We start from the raw sequence: 18,241 nt of genomic DNA on the forward strand, positions 1-18,241 counted from the left end.
CGCTATCAGCCAGCCCAGGATTACCGTACACTGAGTTAATCGGCAAACTGAGGGCAACCGTATGGCACTCCCCCGCATTACCCAAAAAGAGATGACCGAGCGCGAACAGCGCGAACTGAAAACGCTGCTCGACCGCGCGCGTATTGCACACGGTCGACTGCTGACCAACGCGGAAACCAACAGTATTAAGAAAGAGTACATCGATAAGCTGATGCTGCAGCGCGAAGCTGAGGCTAAAAAAGCCCGCCAGTTGAAGAAAAAGCAGGCTTATAAACCGGATGCGGAATCCTCGTTTTCCTGGTCAGCGAATACGCCAACGCGCGGCAGACGTTAACGCCCTTTCTTCTTACGCCCCGGCTGAACGAAACGTTTACCGTTGGATGCCGGGCGCGCTTTCTCTTTCTCAGCAGCTTTTTCGATTTTCACCACCGGGCGCTTAATGCCTGCAGTTTTTGGCTTCGCTTTCGGCTTCGGTTTCGCTTCCGAGGAAGAGTTCTCAATCAGCTTGAACAGATCGATCAGCTCATCATCGGTCAGGTCACGCCATTCACCCAGCGGCAAACCAGACAAGCCGATGTTCATGATCCGCGTACGTTCAAGTTTTACCACTTCATAGCCAAAGTGTTCGCACATCCGACGGATCTGACGGTTCAGGCCCTGCACCAGGGTGATACGGAAGACAAACGGTGCCTCTTTCCTGACCTTACATTTCTTGGTGACGGTACCGAGAATGGGGACGCCCGCCCCCATGCCACGAATAAAGTCATCGGTTACGGGTTTATCGACCGTCACCAGATACTCTTTCTCATGATCGTTACCGGCACGCAAGATTTTATTCACCAGGTCGCCGTGGTTAGTGAGAAAGATCAGCCCCTGGGAATCTTTGTCCAGACGACCAATCGGGAACACGCGCTTACTGTGGTTAACAAAATCAACGATGTTATCGCGCTCACCGTCTTCAGTGGTGCTGACAATACCGACCGGTTTGTTCAGCGCGATAAAAACCAGATCTTCCGCTTCACGCGGCTCAATCAACCGACCGTTCACTTTCACGACGTCGCCAGGCATCACCTGATCGCCAATGGTGGCGCGTTTGCCATTCAGGAAGACATTCCCTTGTTCGATAAAGCGATCCGCTTCGCGACGCGAGCAGATTCCGCTTTCACTGATGTATTTGTTTAATCGGATGGATGAGTCGGGCAGCATAATTTCTCCTGTATACACTTCATCCTTCAAGCTGTTTCTGCGTTGGCTGCCCTCACTCACCCAGGTCACATAGCAATCTATGCTCCCAGGGATTCGCTCCCTTGCCGCCTTGATACAGTTTGAATGATCTTGTGTATTAAAAGCGAAATATACCCTACCTTGCGGGCGATAAAAATAATCGTGAACGCCAGTCCCGACACTATTTGCGATCTGTCACGCCTTTCAACATAATCAGCCCCGTCATGGCGCTCTAATAACCGTTAAGCAGGAAATCAATTGCATCTCGAAGTTCAGCCCTGTTTGCGGTCAGATCTCCCACACAATAACCCATATTCTTCACAGGTATACCTGTCATCATGTGCATCATCACCACATAAGCTTGCCCACCAATACTAACAACAGGACAAATTTTAGCTGGCGGTACTTCATCGGGGAACTGACTGAGCGCTATAACAGGTGCAACCAGTACATGCCGCAAAACAGCGGCCACCGGATGCTGTAAGCTAATTAAAAACGGATAAACACTTTTTCCACTTCCAGTGTTCTCATAAGCGCAATACTGCTCCATCAGAATGTCCTTTGAAAATCACTGAACGAACCGTTTTCTTCCACCCATTGATTTAATACTTCTATCGATTTTTTATTATCCCGCAACCATTCTTCGCGTTTGTTCTCACGAAATTTTTCGATTAGGGCTTCGGTTAAAACAGCTGACAGATTGATTTTAAGCTTACGTGCCTCCTCCAGTATCTCTGGAGCCAGAGAGACATTAACTGATTTTTTTACCTTAGATACAGTGCGCATGATAACCCCCATAGTAATGCGCATGACGTACCTAAGGTTAGCGTAATAAGAGAGCATTTTCTATTCCCCGACCAGCAAATCATCATGTCACAGTAGGGTGGTTGCACAGACCTGTCACGCCCCGAAGAAGAAGTCTGCGAGGCGCTTTCCAGATTAGTTTAGGGGATCGCGAGCAAACAGCTGCTGGTCCGCTTTCGCTTCCAGCTGTGCCAGTGCAGGAATCAACTGGCTGACGTTCACCAGACTGTGTCCTAACTGACATACGCTTTCATACGCAAAATGTTCCTGACCTTCACCCGCCATAGTCAGCAGGCTATTGCCCATAAAATTCAGCGTCTGGTACAACCCCGCTAGCGCCTCTTCGCAGCCAAACGATAGCGCCAAATTTTCTTCGGTGGTGAGATGGCTACAATCAAGATGGCGGAACGCCTCGGCAAGAGGAAAATGAAGCAGGTCAGCCTGCGAAACAGGAGAAAAAGACGCGGAACAGGCGTTAGTGGTACTATTAGCATCAGCCATAGCATTACCTCGTATAATGTTGTGGTGAGAAGCTCGGTATGTGTTAGCGCACTGCCGGGCTTCGTTGTTTCTGTAAGACAATTGACTTACACTTGTCTTACGACCATAAATGTAAATCAGGTGTCAGACACATGCCAACGGTAGAATTCAAAAAGAAAGGCAACAAACAAATCGCGTTACGTGTCGAGCCGGAACTGGAAGCAGGGATTCAGAAAGCGCTTTCAATGGATGGTGACGCTTCAATATCCGCATGGATTAAGCGCATTATCAGAAAAGAGCTGAAACAGAAAGGGATTGAAGTTTAGAAGTTGGTATTATTTCAGTACCCTGGCATACGGACTGCATTTCCAAAAAACCCCAATAACATTCAAAAGGAGCAGATCGTTTTATCTCGTTGGCCACTTTAACCACAACTTAATCCATTTTGACCTGCCCTCAGTTGCTTCACACAGACAGTTGTTAGCGACTTCCGCTCCTCGCACAAAGCAGCCCCTTCCCTGTTATCGTTTCCCGAACCAACCGTAGCATTCTAAAAATGACACCGTCTTGCGAGGCGTATTCCTGTTTCATCTAGCCCGAATATGCCCACATCACAAACTGACTTAATCTCCATTTTCAACTTGTCAATTTAAATTGTAGTTTATAAACTACAAAAGCGAAATTATGGAAATTCTTCAGACGACGGTTTTTCAGCGTTGGGAACAAAATTTACAGGTTCGCAGAGAGAAAACGCTTACAAACCAACGATATCACTCTGGCAAAAATGCTCGCCAGTTCACTGGATTATCAAGAAATCCTCCACCATGAATAAACTTACTCGGTACGATCCCGCCACTGCGCTGGTTGATGATGAAGAAATTGCCGTATTTATGGCAGATGCCCTCGAAACAGGCGATGCAACTTACATTGCAAAAGCATTGGGCGTGGTAGTTCGCGCGAAGGGAATGACAAACATCGCGGCAGAAACGGGATTATCCCGCGAGCAACTTTATCGCTCTTTTAGTGAGAAAGGTAACCCGACGCTGAAAACCACGCTGGCAGTGATGAAGGCGCTGGGTATTGGATTGACCATTAAAGTTTGAATGCAGGTATCAGCCAAAGCTTACTTTCAGCGTGCCCGGCACATCACCCTCTTTTCCTACCACAATCGCCACATCGCGACCCAGTTTCACCAGACACTCCAGCATCTTTGCTTCACTGATGCCACGAAACTGCCCGCGTAATAAGTTGGAAAGCTTGGGCTGCGTCATCCCCAGCATCTCTGCAGCCTGCTGCTGTGTTACCCCTTTGCATTGCAAAATCTCGCCAATCACCATTGCCAGTTGCGCCTTCAACTGCATCTGTTCTGCGTCATACTCACCCAAATCGGCGTAAACATTGCCGCTACTGGTTTCGACATCATGTGACATATCCACTCTCCTGCGCATGCCGTTGTGCAGCCTTAAGCCGCTGGTAAATCAGGTTAATTTCGGGTTTTGGCGTTGCCTTCCCGGAAACAGATTTTTTCTGAAAAACATGTAGAACATAAACTGCATTTTTCAACTGGATAGTGTAAACCGCCCGCCATGTGTTGCCGTGATAATCCTCAACAACTTCCAGAACCCCTGCCCCACCAAATCCTTTTAACGGTTTAGTCTGCGAATGCTGCTTACCCTGCTGCGCCAGCCAAAGAGCAAAGCCAAACGTATCCCGAACATGTTCTGGCATCCCCTGCAGGTCTTTCCTGGCGTGCCCAACCCAGTAAAGTGGTTTCGTCATCCCTCCTCCTTGATTATATCCATATAGATATAAAACGTCATTACCCGTCAGAAGAATAAATCAACAATCTCGCTTTCAGACGAATTAAAACGCCAGTTTGCGAGGCGCTTTCCAGAACCTCACTTCCAACATCGTGAGCCATATCAGTGAGGCGTTATACTGACGGTGGTAACATGACCGCGGTTTGTAATTTTTTGATTACATGGAGAAATGATGGAACTGCTTTTATTGAGTAACTCGACGCTGCCGGGCAAAGCCTGGATGGAACACGCGCTGCCGCTGATTGCTGAGCAACTGAACGGTCGCCGTACTGCGGTGTTTATCCCGTTTGCTGGCGTGACGCAAACCTGGGATGAGTACACGGCGAAAACGGCCGCCGTCTTTGCTCCCATGGGCGTCGACGTCACGGGTATTCATACCGTTGCCGATCCGGTGGCGGCAATTGAAAATGCAGACGTGGTGATTGTCGGTGGTGGTAACACCTTCCAGTTGCTGAAAGAGAGCCGCGAACGCGGGCTGCTGGCACCGATTGTTGACGTGGTCCAACGCGGCGCGCTGTACATTGGCTGGAGTGCAGGTTCCAACCTCGCCTGCCCAACCATCCGTACCACTAACGACATGCCGATTGTCGATCCAAAAGGCTTTGATGCCCTGGGCCTGTTCCCACTGCAGATTAACCCGCACTTCACCAACGCGTTGCCGGAAGGCCACAAAGGCGAAACGCGTGAACAGCGAATTCGCGAGCTGCTGGTGGTTGCGCCAGAGCTGACGGTAATTGGTCTGCCAGAAGGCAACTGGATCAAGGTGAGCGACGGTCAGGCGGTTCTTGGCGGCCCGAACACCACATATATCTTTAAAGCGGGTGAAGACGCGGTTGCCGTTGAAGCAGGCCACTGCTTTTAGTGGATTTGTTGTCTGATGCCGGATGGCGGTTACGCCTTATCCGGCCTACAAGATTGACGACAAAATTGACGGTTATCCGTAGGCCCGGTAAGCGTAAGCACCACCGGGCAACATTTCACCAGTCCTTGTTAGTAATCATCCCTTTCGTCGTCTTCATCCGGTTGCTCCAGCACGCTGTAGGCAACGGAGCAAAATAACGAGTTCAGACGCTGCATGTCGCCTAACAGCGCGAGGTGTAGGGAACTGGTTTCGATGCTCTGCACGTTTTGCTGATGCAGGCGATCGACGTGTGCGTGCGAATAACGACGGTTAAGAATACGAAAACGGTGTTTGCTGCGACGCAGTCGACGGGCGCTGGTCACGTCGCCAGAGAAGAACACTGACATCGCCAGCTTCAGGTTGTTGAGCAGCTGATCGTAGAGCGCATCCAGCTCTTTCAGACCTTCCAGAGAAAAGGCCCGGCGCGCGGCCAGCGACTTATCGGCAATCTCGCTCCCCATGCGTTCGACGATATCGGAAGCCTGCTCCAGGTTGAGCGACATCTCGATAATCTCCGCCCAGCGCTTTGACTCCTCTTCCGCCAGCTCATCTTTTGGCATTCGCGCCAGGTAAAGTTTGATCGCGGTGTACAGCACGTTGATATCGTCGGCCATCCTGCGCAGCTCTTTTTCCTCGCGCGGCTCACCGTGCATCACCCGCTTCAGCCCTTCCATCATCTGCTCCATGGCGTCACCAATACGCAGGGCTTCACGAGCCGCATTCGCCAGTGCGAGCGTAGGGGTATCGAGTGCGCTGACGTCCAGATGCTTGGGCTTCAGATGGCCGTCCAATTCCGGCTCATCGCGGATAATACGTTTGCAAAAGCGCGCCATCGGTTCGGCGAACGGCACCATTGCCACGCAGCGCACCAGGTTGTAGAAGACGTGGAAGTAGATAACCAGTTCGGATTTTGGCAGCGGCAGTTCATCCATCAGATTCGCCAGCGGATGCACAAACGGCAGAATAATCAGACTGCCCACCAGCTTAAACAACAGGCTGCCGAGCGCCACGCGGCGGGCGGCAGCGTTGGCGGCACTGTTATTGAGCATCGCCAGCAGGCCGGAGCCGAGGTTCGCACCAATCACCAGACACAGCGCTACCGGGAACGAAATAATACCCGCGGCTGTCAGCGTTGCCGTCAGCAGGACCGCCGCCAGGCTGGAGTAACTGATAATCGCGAACATGGCGCCAATCAGCGCATCGAGCATGATATCGCCGGTGAGCGAGGCAAAAATGACCTGCACCCCGTTGGCCTGAGTGATCGGCGTGACCGCCTGCACAATCAGCTCCAGCGCCAGTAAAATGAGCCCCAGCCCGATGCCTACGCGCCCCAGTTGCCCAACGCGGGACTGCTTACGCCCGAGGAAGAAAACAACGCCAATGAAAATCAGCAGCGGCGACAGCCACGAGAGGTCAAAGGTCAGGATACGCGCCATCAGCGCGGTCCCGACGTCAGCACCAAGCACAATCACCAGCGCAGGCGTCAGCGCCACCAGATCCTGGGCGACAAACGACGTCACCAGCATGGTGGTGGCGTTACTGCTTTGCACCAGAGCAGTAACGCCAATGCCTGCGCAAAAGGCGAGCGGCTTCTTTTCAACGCTACGGCTGAGCACGGTACGCAGGCGTGCGCCAAAGACGCGCATCACGCCAGTACGCACGATATGGGTACCCCAAACCAGCATCGCCACGGCAGAAAGCAGGTGTAACAGAGTTAGCACGGAATCAGGTTCTCCTTATCGTTATGTGTTCCTGAGGCTCATATGCCTGATGGCGCTGTGCTTATCAGGCCTACAAATCATCCCTATGTAGGCCGGATAAGGCGTTTACGCCGCCATCCGGCAACGGCCTGCTTTCAGTATAAGGGTTTAAACGTAATAAAGAGACAGGGCACTCATTGAGCGCCCTGTTTGTTGTAAAGAAAGATGACAGTTTTGTGAATCAGTCGGCGTCGTAGCCTAAGTTAGGCGCTAACCAGCGCTCAACTTCTGCCACGCTCATGCCTTTACGGAAGGCATAATCTTCAACCTGATCGCGTTGAATTTGTGCGACGGCGTAGTACTTGCTGTCCGGATGACTGAAGTACCAACCGGAAACCGATGCACCAGGCCACATGGCGAAGGATTCTGTGAGTTTCATACCGGTGTGCGTTTCTACATCCAGCAGTTCCCAGATAGTCGCCTTCTCGGTGTGCTCAGGGCACGCCGGATAGCCCGGAGCCGGACGAATACCTTGATAGTTCTCGCGGATCAGTTCGTCATTACTGAGGTTCTCGTTCGCCGCATATCCCCAGTAAACTTTACGCACCCGTTCATGCAGATATTCAGCGAAGGCTTCCGCCAGACGATCGGCAATCGCTTTCACCATGATTTTATTGTAATCATCATGCTGTGCGTCAAACGCGTCAGCCAGCGTGTCTTCTTCCAGGCCGCCGGTGACAGCGAAAGCGCCAATGTAATCCGCTTTGCCGGAGGTTTTCGGTGCCACAAAGTCAGACAGGCAGTAGTTAGCAAAACCAACCTTCTCCGTCTGCTGACGCAGATGGTGGCTGACGGTCAGGACGTGCGTCCGCGTTTCATCCCGGTAGATCTCAATGTCATCACCTACGCGGTTAGCCGGGAACAGGCCAACGACACCACGCGGGTTCAGGGTTTTCTCGGCGCTCAATTTATCCAACATGTCGTTGGCATCTTTGAACAGGCGTTTAGCCTCTTCACCCACCACCTCATCTTCCAGAATGCGTGGATATTTCCCGGCCAGTGACCAGGTCATAAAGAACGGTGTCCAGTCGATGTAGTTGCGCAGCGTTTCAATGCTGGCTTCAACTTCCTGCACGCCCAGGCGGTGCGCCACCGGCGGGGTATAGTTTTCCCAGTCGAAGGCCAGGTCGTTATCACGCGCGGCCTCCAGCGTCACCGGCGGGGTACGCGGTTTTTTACGCGCATGCTGAATACGCACAGTTTCGTACTCTTTACGCGTGCGGGCGACAAAATCATCGTGTTGGGTATCAGACAGCAACGCAGCCACCACGCCGACGGTGCGCGAGGCGTTCTGCACATAGACCGTCGGGCCGCTGTAGTTCTGCTCGATTTTCACCGCCGTGTGCGCTTTTGAGGTGGTCGCGCCGCCAATCAGCAGCGGAATAGTAAAGCCCTGGCGCTCCATCTCTTTCGCCACGTTAACCATTTCGTCCAGCGACGGGGTGATCAGCCCGGAAAGGCCAATCAGGTCAGCATTCACTTCGCGTGCAGTGCGCAGGATTTTCTCTGCCGGCACCATCACGCCAAGATCGATAATTTCGTAGTTGTTACACTGCAGCACCACGCCAACGATGTTTTTACCGATGTCGTGCACGTCGCCCTTGACGGTGGCGATCACCATCTTGCCGTTGCTGGAGCCTTTCTCTTTGCTGGCTTCAATGTACGGTTCAAGGTAGGCCACCGCCTGCTTCATCACGCGAGCAGACTTCACCACCTGCGGCAGGAACATTTTACCGTCGCTGAACAGGTCACCAACCACGTTCATGCCGTCCATCAGCGGCCCTTCGATAACCTCAATCGGGCGCGCAGCCTGCTGACGGGCTTCTTCGGTATCCTGCTCGATAAACTCGGTAATGCCTTTCACCAGCGAGTATTCCAGGCGTTTTTTCACGTCCCAGCTGCGCCATTCTGCCAGTTGCGTATTAGCCGTTTCGTCAGTTTTGCTGCCGCGATATTTCTCTGCCAGCTCCAGCAGGCGTTCGGTACCGTCATCGCGGCGGTTGAGGATCACGTCTTCAACCGCATCGCGCAGTTCGGCAGGCAGATCGTCATAAATCGCCAGCTGACCGGCGTTCACAATGCCCATGTCCATGCCGTTGCGAATGGCGTAGTACAGGAACACTGCGTGGATCGCTTCGCGCACCGGGTCATTGCCACGGAACGAGAACGACACGTTGGAGACACCACCGGAGATTAGCGCATGCGGTAGTTCGCGTTTGATGTCTTCACAGGCACCGATAAAGTCCTGCGCGTAGTTGTTGTGCTCTTCGATGCCGGTCGCGACGGCAAAGATATTCGGGTCAAAGATAATGTCTTCCGGCGGGAAACCCACTTCTTCGGTGAGAATTTTGTACGCCCGGCGGCAAATCTCAATTTTACGCGCGCGGGTGTCGGCCTGGCCCTGTTCATCAAAGGCCATCACCACCACGGCAGCACCGTAGCGACGGACCAGTTTGGCATGGTGGATAAACGGCTCAACGCCCTCTTTCATCGAGATGGAGTTAACGATGCCCTTACCCTGAATGCACTTCAGCCCTTTTTCAATGACGTCCCATTTCGAGGAGTCAATCATGATCGGTACGCGAGCAATATCCGGTTCACCGGCGATCAGGTTGAGGAAACGCACCATCGCCGCCTCGGCGTCAAGCATCCCCTCATCCATGTTGATATCGATAATCTGCGCGCCGCTTTCCACCTGCTGGCGGGCAACATCCAGCGCTTCGCTGTATTTTTCTTCTTTAATCAGTCGCTTAAATTTGGCAGAGCCGGTGACGTTAGTACGTTCACCGACGTTAACAAACAGACTGTCATCACCAATGTTCAGCGGCTCAAGGCCTGAAAGACGGCAGGCAACCGGCAGTTCCGGCAGTTGACGCGGCGGTAAGCCTTCAACCGCACGGCTCATGGCGGCAATATGTTCCGGCGTGGTGCCGCAGCAGCCGCCGACGATGTTCAGGAAACCCGCTTCAGCCCATTCGCGGATTTGCTTCGCCATGGTGTCAGCGTCGAGATCGTATTCGCCGAAGGCATTTGGCAAACCGGCATTCGGGTGCGCGGTGACATAGCAGTCGGCAATCCGCGACAGTTCCTGTACATACTGGCGCAGCTCGTCCGGGCCTAACGCACAGTTGAGGCCGAAGGTCAGCGCGTCAGCATGGCGCAGTGCGTTATAGAAGGCTTCGGTGGTCTGCCCCGAGAGCGTACGCCCGGAAGCGTCGGTGATGGTGCCGGAGATCATAATCGGCAGCTCAACGCCCAGGGCTTCAAATTCGGTTTTTACCGCAAAAATAGCGGCTTTGGCATTAAGCGTGTCAAAAACGGTTTCGATCAGGATCAGGTCGCTACCGCCTTCCACCAGCGCTTTAGTGGATTCACGGTACGCGGCCACCAGCTGATCAAAAGTAATATTGCGGTAGGCGGGATCGTTGACGTCCGGTGAGATAGACGCGGTGCGGTTAGTCGGGCCGAGAACACCCGCGACATAGCGCGGTTTATCCGGCGTACGCGCTGTCCATTCGTCGGCGCAGGCGCGCGCCAGTTTTGCCGCGGTGAAGTTGATTTCCGCCGACAGGGATTCCATCTGGTAATCCGCCATGGCGATAGTCGTCGAGTTGAAGGTGTTGGTTTCAATGATATCCGCGCCCGCTTCAAAGTAGGCGTGATGAATCGCGGTGATAACCTCCGGCTTGCTCAGCACCAACAGGTCGTTGTTGCCTTTCAGATCGCTCGGCCAGTCGGCAAAGCGTTGGCCGCGGAAATCGTCTTCACTCAAACGATAACCCTGGATCATGGTGCCCATACCGCCGTCCAGCACCAGAATACGTTCTTTTAACTGCTGACGTAATTGTTCAACTTTGCTGCTCACACTCACTCCCGACAACGCTCAACCAGACCGAAAAAAGGCCAACAAAGCATACTGGCATAAACCAGTGAGGTGGAAAAGCAAACAACGACCAACATGAGACATGTTCAGCTTCACTCATCCGATCAGTACAGGAACTCTTGCATTATAATTGAATAAAACGAAAATGATTTCCACGATACAGAAAAGGAGTCTGCCATGGTTGCCACTGTCCCCGCGAAACGCGGTAGAAAACCCGCCGCCACAACTACGCCTGCAACCGGGCAGGTTCAGTCTTTGACCCGAGGTCTGAAACTGCTGGAATGGATTGCGGAATCCAACGGCAGCGTAGCGCTGACCGAGCTGGCGCAGCAGGCCGGTCTGCCCAATTCCACCACGCACCGTTTATTGACCACCATGCAGCAGCAGGGTTTTGTGCGTCAGGTGGGTGACTTAGGACACTGGGCCGTGGGCGCCCATGCGTTTATCGTCGGTAGTAGCTTCCTGCAAAGCCGCAACCTGCTGGCGATCGTCCACCCGATTCTGCGCAAGTTGATGGAAGATTCCGGTGAAACAGTGAACCTGGCGGTGCTGGATCACAGCGACCATCAGGCGATTATCATCGATCAGGTACAGTGCACACAGCTGATGAGAATGTCTGCCCCTATCGGCGGCAAACTGCCAATGCACGCCTCTGGCGCGGGGAAAGCGTTCCTGGCGCAACTCAGCGAAGAACAGGTTACCAGCCTGCTGCACCGCAAAGGCCTACACGCGTATACCCACGCCACGCTTGTCTCGCCGGTGCATCTGAAAGAAGATCTCGCCCAGACCCGTAAGCGCGGTTATTCGTTTGATGATGAAGAACATGCGCTGGGCCTGCGCTGTGTGGCGTCGTGCATTTACGACGAACATCGCGAACCGTTCGCCGCTATTTCGATCTCCGGCCCGATATCCCGCATTACCGACGACCGCGTCACCGAGTTCGGTGCGATGGCAATCAAAGCGGCCAAAGAGGTCACACTGGCATACGGTGGGATTCGGTAAGATGGGACTGCCAGGTGGCAGCTACGCCTGGCCCGGCCTACGGTCGGTTTCATAACGCACGCTAAACCGCTGGCGGCGCCGATAGGCGTAAACGTCTTCCACGTGCCCTTCACGGATCCGCGTTTGCAGACCTCGCCAGTAGTCGGCGCTGAACAGATCGGCATGCATCTCTTCAAATAACGGTCCAATACGCGGATCGGCGCATAACCAGTGACGAAATTCTTCCGGAAATACATCTCCCGGCGAGACGCTGTACCACGGTTCGCTGGCCAGCTCATCCTCCGGGTAACGCGCGGGCGGGATATAGCGGAAATTCACCTCCGTCATGTAGCAAATTTCATCATAGTCGTAGAACACCACCCGCCCGTGTCGGGTCACGCCGAAGTTTTTAAACAGCATGTCACCCGGGAAAATATTGGCGGCAGCCAGTTGGCGAATAGCGTTGCCATATTCTTCTATCGCATCCCGCAGCTGCTGGCCTTCGACCTGCTCCAGCCAGATATTTAGCGGCACCATCCGCCGTTCGATATACAGATGACGAATCACGATCTGCTCGCCGAGATCGGTCATTTTTTCGGGTACTTCCTGCTGCAACAACGCCATCAGCGCCGGGGAAATTTGCCGTTTATCCAGCACAAAATTTTCGAATTCCTGGGTATCGGCCATGCGTCCAACGCGATCGTGCTCTTTGACCAGTTGGTAACAGGCGCGGACGTGGGCCGCAGACATCTCTTTTTGCGGCGCAAATTTGTCTTTAATAATTTTGAAGACCCGATCGAATCCAGGCAGAGTAAACACCAGCATCACCATGCCGCGTATTCCCGGCGCTTCGATAAACTGTTCATCGCAGTCGGCCAGATACAGCAGATATTCACGGTAGCTTTCGGTTTTCGCATGCTTCTGACAGCCAATCGCCATATACAGCTCGGCGGTAGTTTTACCGGGCAGGATCTCACGCAGCCACTCGACCAGTGCCGCAGGCAACGGCGCGTAGACCATAAAGTAAGAGCGGGCAAAACCAAACACAATGCTGGCTTCCGCCGTAGTCGTCAGACAAGTATCGACAAACAATTCGCCTTCGTCAGTGCGGTGAATAGGCAGTAAAAACGGCAGCATGACCTCTGGTGTGATCAGTTTTCCCACCAGCCAGGCGGCCTTATTGCGATAAAACAATTCGTTCGCCACCTGCAAATGGCAGCGCGCCAGCACCACTTCGCCAACAATTTCCGTCAGGTGCTCGATGATGTAGCGAATATCACGCTGTTTATTCTGCCATGGCAGACGAAGGGGGAGATCGCTGAGCACGCGCGTAAGCAGCCCTTCCCAGCCTGAATCAGGGAAAAAGTCTTTCGCCAGCGGGCGCGGGATAGTACGAAATCGACGTTCTGACTGAGAGCTGAAAATAAACAACCGCTCGGGCGTCAGCGAGCGGTGATCAAATAACCGGCAGTACACGGAGTTAAAAAAGCTCTCGGCAATCTCAAAGCGCGGATAGTCCGGCAGCAGCTGGGTGTAATGCTCTTTTACACGCAGTAAAAATGCCGCATCGGTACTTTTGCCGTCGGTAATGCAGCGCAACTGTTCCACTACCAGACCAACGTGATGATCGTAGAGATGGATACGGCTTTTCATCGCCTGCTGCACAGCATGCCAGTCAGCGTGTTCAAAACGCTGCTGCGCGCCGGACGTCACTTCCAGAAACCGGCCATACTGCGCATCAAAACCTTGCAGGATGGTTTGGGCAATCAGCAATTCCAGGCCACGCGACATCTTTTGCCCTCATTCAGAATCGAATAATGCCGGATGGCGCATTCGCGTATCCGGCCTACACAGAACTGTAGGCCCGGTAAGCATTACGCCACCGGGCATCAGGTCGATCAGAACTGTGATTCTTCAGTGGACCCGGTCAGCGCAGTAACGGATGACGCGCCACCCTGAATGATGGTCGTCACTTTGTCGAAATAACCGGTACCCACTTCCTGCTGGTGGGATACGAAGGTGTAGCCATCTTTCGCCGCCGCAAATTCTGGCTGCTGAACTTTCTCAACGTAGTGGCGCATACCTTCGCCCTGTGCATAGGAACGCGCGAGGTCAAACATGTTGAACCACATACTGTGGATGCCCGCCAGGGTAATGAACTGATATTTATAGCCCATATCGGACAGCTGTTGCTGGAAGCTGGCAATGGTTTTGTCATCCAGGTTCTTCTGCCAGTTAAACGACGGCGAACAGTTGTAGGCCAGCAGTTTGCCCGGATATTTAGCATGGATGGCATCGGCAAAGCGGCGCGCCAGTTCGAGATCCGGTGTGGAGGTTTCGCACCATACCAGGTCAGCATACGGGGCGTAGGCCAGTCCGCGACTGATCGCCTGCTCAATGCCCGCATGGGTACGGTAGAACCCTTCGCTGGTGCGCTCGCCGGTAATGAACTCGCTGTCGTAAGGGTCGCAGTCAGAGGTGATCAAATCCGCTGCGTCAGCATCGGTACGGGCAATAACCAGCGTCGGGACGCCCATCACGTCTGCCGCCAGACGGGCCGCCACCAGTTTCTGGATAGCTTCCTGAGTCGGTACCAGCACCTTGCCGCCCATGTGACCGCATTTTTTCACCGAGGCGAGCTGATCTTCGAAGTGAACCGCCGCTGCACCGGCTTCAATCATCGATTTCATCAATTCAAACGCGTTCAGGACGCCGCCAAAACCGGCTTCGGCATCGGCAACGATCGGCAGGAAGTAATCCACATAGCGCGGATCGGTTGGCTCAATACCGGTTGACCATTGGATCTGATCCGCCCGACGGAAGGTGTTGTTGATCCGATCCACCACGGCGGGCACAGAGTTCGCCGGGTACAGCGATTGATCCGGGTACATGCTGGAGGCCAGGTTGGCGTCTGCCGCCACCTGCCACCCGGAAAGGTAGACCGCTTCAATACCGGCTTTCGCCTGTTGCAGCGCCTGACCACCAGTCAGTGCACCGAGGCTGTTGATATAACCTTTCTTCGATCCGCCGTGCAGCAAACGCCACATTTTCGCTGCGCCAAGCTGCGCCAGCGTACATTCCGGGTTGACCGAGCCACGTAACTTCACCACTTCCTCCGCGCTGTACGGGCGGGTAATGCCTTCCCAGCGTGGTTGTGTCCATTCTTTCTGTAAGTCTTCGATTTGTTGGGTACGGGTTTTCATGTGCAGATGCTCCATATTATTCTCCTGGCTTCCCAGGCGTTATTGGTGAAGGCAGTTTGGTCACGGCAGCGCGCAAAAACCGGAGCGTACTTATAGTACGTGAGGATTTTGAGCACTGCCCAGGGCTAAAATGGCGAACAAAATAGCCTGGGCTGTTAAGCCAGTAAGCGGTAGCCTGGCAAGGTAAGGAAGTCGATCAGTTCGTCAGAGGTGGTGATTTGCTCCATCAGGCGTGCGGCGTCATCAAAGCGCCCGCTGCTGTAGCGGTGTTCACCTAGCTCGTCCTGAATCACCCGCATTTCTTCGGCCAGCATCTGACGGAACAGCGGTTTGGTCACCGGCTTACCGTTGCTGAGGGTTTTCTGATGGTGGATCCACTGCCAGATGGAGGTACGGGAGATTTCGGCAGTTGCCGCATCTTCCATCAGGCCATAAATCGGTACGCAACCGTTGCCAGAGATCCACGCTTCGATGTACTGCACGGCAACGCGAATATTGGCGCGCATGCCTTCTTCAGTACGTTCCCCTTCGCACGGAGCCAACAGTTGTTCTGCGGTAATCGGCGCATCCTCTTCTCGGGTGACAAACAGCTGATTTTTGTTGTTGCCCAGCACGTCGTTGAAAATCGCCATTGCGGTATCTGCCAGTCCAGGGTGAGCAACCCAGGTCCCGTCATGACCGTTATTGGCTTCCAGCGCTTTATCCGCTTTAACTTTTGCCAGCACCTGATTGTTGCGCTCAGCGTCTTTGCTGGGGATAAACGCCGCCATACCGCCCATCGCAAAGGCACCGCGTTTATGACAGGTTTTAATCAGCAGACGCGAGTAGGCGCTGAGGAACGGCTTATCCATCGTTACCACCTGACGATCGGGCAGAACACGATCCGGGTGATTCTTGAGGGTTTTGATGTAGCTGAAAATGTAATCCCAACGACCGCAGTTGAGGCCGACAATATGGTCACGCAGCGCGTGCAGGATCTCATCCATCTGGAAAACGGCTGGCAGTGTTTCGATCAGCAACGTGGCTTTTATCGTGCCGCGTGGCAGATTAAATCGGTCTTCTGTATAGCTGAAGACTTCACTCCACCAGGCCGCTTCTTGCCAGGCCTGCGTTTTCGGCAAATAGAAGTAAGGACCACTGCTTTTAGCCAGCAAGGCTTTGTAGTTGTGGAAGAAATAGAGGGCAAAGTCGAACAGACTGCCGGGAATCGCTTCCTCACGCCAGGTGACGTGTTTTTCCGGCAGATGCAAGCCACGTACACGACAAACCAATAACGCCGGATCGGGCTTCAGTTGGTATATCTTGCCAGCGTCGTTGGTGTAACTGATGGTACCGTTCACCGCATCGCGCAGGTTGATTTGCCCGTCAATCACTTTGCTCCACTCGGGAGCCAGTGAATCCTCAAAGTCAGCCATAAAGACTCTAACGTTGGCGTTGAGCGCGTTAATCACCATCTTGCGTTCAACGGGTCCGGTGATTTCCACGCGACGATCTTGTAAATCATCAGGAATACCGCGAATCTTCCAGCTACCTTCACGAATGGAAGCTGTTTCCGAAATGAAATCAGGCAACTTACCGTCATCAATATCCTGCTGCTGCTGAATACGCGCGGCGAGAAGTTTATTGCGTTTTGGCGTAAATCGAGTCACCAATTCGGTCAGGAATTCCACCGCCTCTGCGGTCAAAATCTGCTGTTCCTGCTCGCCATGCGGCCTGGTAAAAACCAGCTCATCGGTTGTTGTTGCCTGTTGATTCATTGCGTAGTTCCTCGTCATTGATCCAAACACATCCCCAATGCGAACGAAGGATCGTTGTGCGGTTTTCGTTCAGCAGAACTAAGACTACCCATTTAAATTTCAAAATCAAAAACAATTTCCATTTTTAATTTAATTATCAATTAACTTATTGATAACAATAGTAATAAAAATTAATCACACCGTGAGGTGCGTTTCGGAAATAAAAAAAGCACCCGAAGGTGCCTGATTCAACATGCTGAAACGCTTAAGGATCGTTTGCTACAGAAGATTAATCCAGCGTTGGATTCATGTGGCGCAGATCGTATGGCGTGATCTGGTAGACGTAATAGTTGAGCCAGTTAATAAACAGCAAATTGCCATGGCTACGCCAGCTTGCCCGAGGTTTGTTTTGTGGGTCATCTTGCGGGAAATAGTTGTACGGAACGTCCGGGGTCAACCCCGCTTCAGCGTCACGAAAATATTCACCGGCCAGCGTATCGGCGTCATATTCTGGATGACCCGTCACGAACGCAATGCGTTTATCTTTACTGGCAAACAGGTAGGCATCGCCCTCTTCCGTCTCGGCAAAAATCTCAAGATCGGTGTAATCCCTGATCAACGCAGCAGGGAAATCAGCATAGCGTGAGTGCGGTGCAAGGAAGGCATCATCAAAACCACGCGTCAGCAGGGCATGGGGATGAAGGATGTGGTGTTCGTATACACCTGAAAGCTTGTCGTTGCGGGTTTGCTTGGGGATGCCATAGAGGATATTCAGTGCGGCCTGCACCGCCCAACAGACAAACAATGTTGATGTAACGTGGTCTTTCGCCCACTCCAGTACCTGTTTGATCTGCGGCCAGTAGGCCACATCGTTAAACTCAACCAGGCCTAACGGTGCCCCGGTGACGATCAGTCCATCAAAGTTCTGATCGCAAATATCCTCGAAATTACAGTAAAAGTTATTCAGATGCTCCGTCGGCGTATTGCGCGACTCGCGGGCATCAATGCGTAATAACTGAACGTCCACCTGCAGCGGTGAGTTCGACAATAACCGGAGAAACTGGTTTTCCGTTTCGATCTTCTTCGGCATCAGGTTGAGGATAAGCACCTTCAGAGGACGAATTTCCTGACCGGATGCGCGGGATGTCGTCATGACAAAGACATTTTCCTCACGCAAGAAATTGACGGCGGGTAGCTCGTCCAGCACGCGAATTGGCATAACCTGATAACCTCACAACATACGTTTAAACGTTTAGACATCCAGATAGCTGACAATAACCAGGAATCGTGTGAATGTCGAGCCTGCATGCTCAAGGTGAGAAAGTTTCACGACTCACTCGCTGTAGAATAGTGCAGTAAGAGTCAAAAGGAGAATGCTTAGTCGTTCACGGGCAGGATAAAGGACATTTTACGCGGACAAAAGAGAGGCTTTCGCTGGACAGATAAGGC

The 18,241-nt window shown here is 53.0% G+C and carries 17 protein-coding genes; 5 read left to right on the plus strand and 12 right to left on the minus strand.

The features are described 5' to 3' along the window. Window positions 1-61 precede the first annotated feature (61 nt). On the plus strand, window positions 62-334 hold the full coding sequence (locus FDW98_RS09720; RefSeq protein WP_096758747.1) for a DUF3811 domain-containing protein: 273 nt from the start codon (window positions 62-64) through the stop codon (window positions 332-334). Here the strand turns inward: FDW98_RS09720 and rluF are convergent. The 4 genes from rluF to FDW98_RS09740 all read right to left on the minus strand — a co-directional run bounded on the left by rluF (window position 331) and on the right by FDW98_RS09740 (window position 2,529). Further along, the gene (gene rluF / locus FDW98_RS09725) at window positions 331-1,206 is read right to left on the minus strand and encodes a 23S rRNA pseudouridine(2604) synthase RluF (protein WP_096758748.1); all 876 of its coding nucleotides are present in this window, start codon (window positions 1,204-1,206) and stop codon (window positions 331-333) included. The two genes, FDW98_RS09720 and rluF, sit on opposite strands and share 4 nt — an antisense overlap. 250 nt (window positions 1,207-1,456) lie before the next feature. Next, entirely contained in the window at window positions 1,457-1,774 is a 318-nt protein-coding gene (locus FDW98_RS09730) for a CcdB family protein (RefSeq protein WP_096758749.1), read from the minus strand. Next, window positions 1,774-2,067, minus strand: a complete 294-nt coding sequence (locus FDW98_RS09735) for a type II toxin-antitoxin system CcdA family antitoxin (RefSeq protein ID WP_096758750.1) — start codon at window positions 2,065-2,067, stop codon at window positions 1,774-1,776. The genes FDW98_RS09730 and FDW98_RS09735 overlap by 1 nt, the downstream gene beginning before the upstream one ends. 96 nt (window positions 2,068-2,163) lie before the next feature. Beyond that, on the minus strand, window positions 2,164-2,529 hold the full coding sequence (locus FDW98_RS09740; RefSeq protein WP_096758751.1) for a hypothetical protein: 366 nt from the start codon (window positions 2,527-2,529) through the stop codon (window positions 2,164-2,166). A 131-nt stretch (window positions 2,530-2,660) separates the two neighbouring features. On the opposite strand from FDW98_RS09740, the gene FDW98_RS23390 reads away from it, so the two are divergent. Then, the gene (locus FDW98_RS23390) at window positions 2,661-2,834 is read left to right on the plus strand and encodes a hypothetical protein (RefSeq protein WP_096758752.1); all 174 of its coding nucleotides are present in this window, start codon (window positions 2,661-2,663) and stop codon (window positions 2,832-2,834) included. A gap of 498 nt (window positions 2,835-3,332) precedes the next feature. After that, on the plus strand, window positions 3,333-3,611 hold the full coding sequence (locus FDW98_RS09745) for an addiction module antidote protein (protein ID WP_096758753.1): 279 nt from the start codon (window positions 3,333-3,335) through the stop codon (window positions 3,609-3,611). 9 nt (window positions 3,612-3,620) lie between these two features. On the opposite strand, the gene FDW98_RS09750 is transcribed toward FDW98_RS09745, so the two are convergent. Both FDW98_RS09750 and FDW98_RS09755 read right to left on the minus strand, forming a co-directional pair. Further along, window positions 3,621-3,938, minus strand: coding sequence for a helix-turn-helix domain-containing protein (locus FDW98_RS09750; RefSeq protein ID WP_096758754.1), 318 nt, complete (start codon window positions 3,936-3,938; stop codon window positions 3,621-3,623). Continuing rightward, window positions 3,928-4,287, minus strand: a complete 360-nt coding sequence (locus tag FDW98_RS09755; RefSeq protein WP_005132818.1) for a type II toxin-antitoxin system RelE/ParE family toxin — start codon at window positions 4,285-4,287, stop codon at window positions 3,928-3,930. The genes FDW98_RS09750 and FDW98_RS09755 overlap by 11 nt, the downstream gene beginning before the upstream one ends. A gap of 213 nt (window positions 4,288-4,500) precedes the next feature. Between FDW98_RS09755 and pepE the strand changes: the two genes are divergently transcribed. Continuing rightward, window positions 4,501-5,190 carry a dipeptidase PepE gene (gene pepE, locus FDW98_RS09760; protein ID WP_096758755.1) on the plus strand — a complete coding sequence of 230 codons (690 nt, stop codon included), beginning with the start codon at window positions 4,501-4,503 and terminating at the stop codon, window positions 5,188-5,190. A gap of 128 nt (window positions 5,191-5,318) precedes the next feature. On the opposite strand, the gene FDW98_RS09765 is transcribed toward pepE, so the two are convergent. Continuing rightward, entirely contained in the window at window positions 5,319-6,950 is a 1,632-nt protein-coding gene (locus FDW98_RS09765) for a Na/Pi cotransporter family protein (protein ID WP_096758756.1), read from the minus strand. A 220-nt stretch (window positions 6,951-7,170) separates the two neighbouring features. Next, window positions 7,171-10,854 (minus strand): methionine synthase, encoded by a 3,684-nt coding sequence (gene metH, locus FDW98_RS09770; RefSeq protein WP_096758757.1) that lies wholly within the window; start codon window positions 10,852-10,854, stop codon window positions 7,171-7,173. Window positions 10,855-11,049: 195 nt separating this feature from the next. Here metH and iclR point away from each other — a divergent pair, with 195 nt between their 5' ends. Further along, window positions 11,050-11,874, plus strand: coding sequence for a glyoxylate bypass operon transcriptional repressor IclR (gene iclR, locus FDW98_RS09775; protein WP_096758758.1), 825 nt, complete (start codon window positions 11,050-11,052; stop codon window positions 11,872-11,874). Between the two features lie 21 nt (window positions 11,875-11,895). On the opposite strand, the gene aceK is transcribed toward iclR, so the two are convergent. The 4 genes from aceK to metA form a co-directional block, all read right to left on the minus strand. Continuing rightward, complete coding sequence (gene aceK / locus FDW98_RS09780) at window positions 11,896-13,644, minus strand: bifunctional isocitrate dehydrogenase kinase/phosphatase (protein ID WP_096758759.1); 1,749 nt, start codon at window positions 13,642-13,644, stop codon at window positions 11,896-11,898. A gap of 107 nt (window positions 13,645-13,751) precedes the next feature. Further along, window positions 13,752-15,056, minus strand: coding sequence for an isocitrate lyase (gene aceA / locus FDW98_RS09785; RefSeq protein ID WP_096759483.1), 1,305 nt, complete (start codon window positions 15,054-15,056; stop codon window positions 13,752-13,754). 155 nt (window positions 15,057-15,211) lie between these two features. After that, the gene (aceB, locus tag FDW98_RS09790) at window positions 15,212-16,813 is read right to left on the minus strand and encodes a malate synthase A (protein ID WP_096758760.1); all 1,602 of its coding nucleotides are present in this window, start codon (window positions 16,811-16,813) and stop codon (window positions 15,212-15,214) included. Between the two features lie 268 nt (window positions 16,814-17,081). Further along, window positions 17,082-18,011, minus strand: a complete 930-nt coding sequence (metA, locus tag FDW98_RS09795; RefSeq protein WP_096758761.1) for a homoserine O-succinyltransferase — start codon at window positions 18,009-18,011, stop codon at window positions 17,082-17,084. Between the last annotated feature and the right edge of the window lie 230 nt (window positions 18,012-18,241).

Origin of the sequence: Citrobacter sp. wls711 (genome assembly GCF_005281055.1) — a bacterium.
Classification (GTDB): Bacteria; Pseudomonadota; Gammaproteobacteria; order Enterobacterales; family Enterobacteriaceae; genus Citrobacter; species Citrobacter gillenii.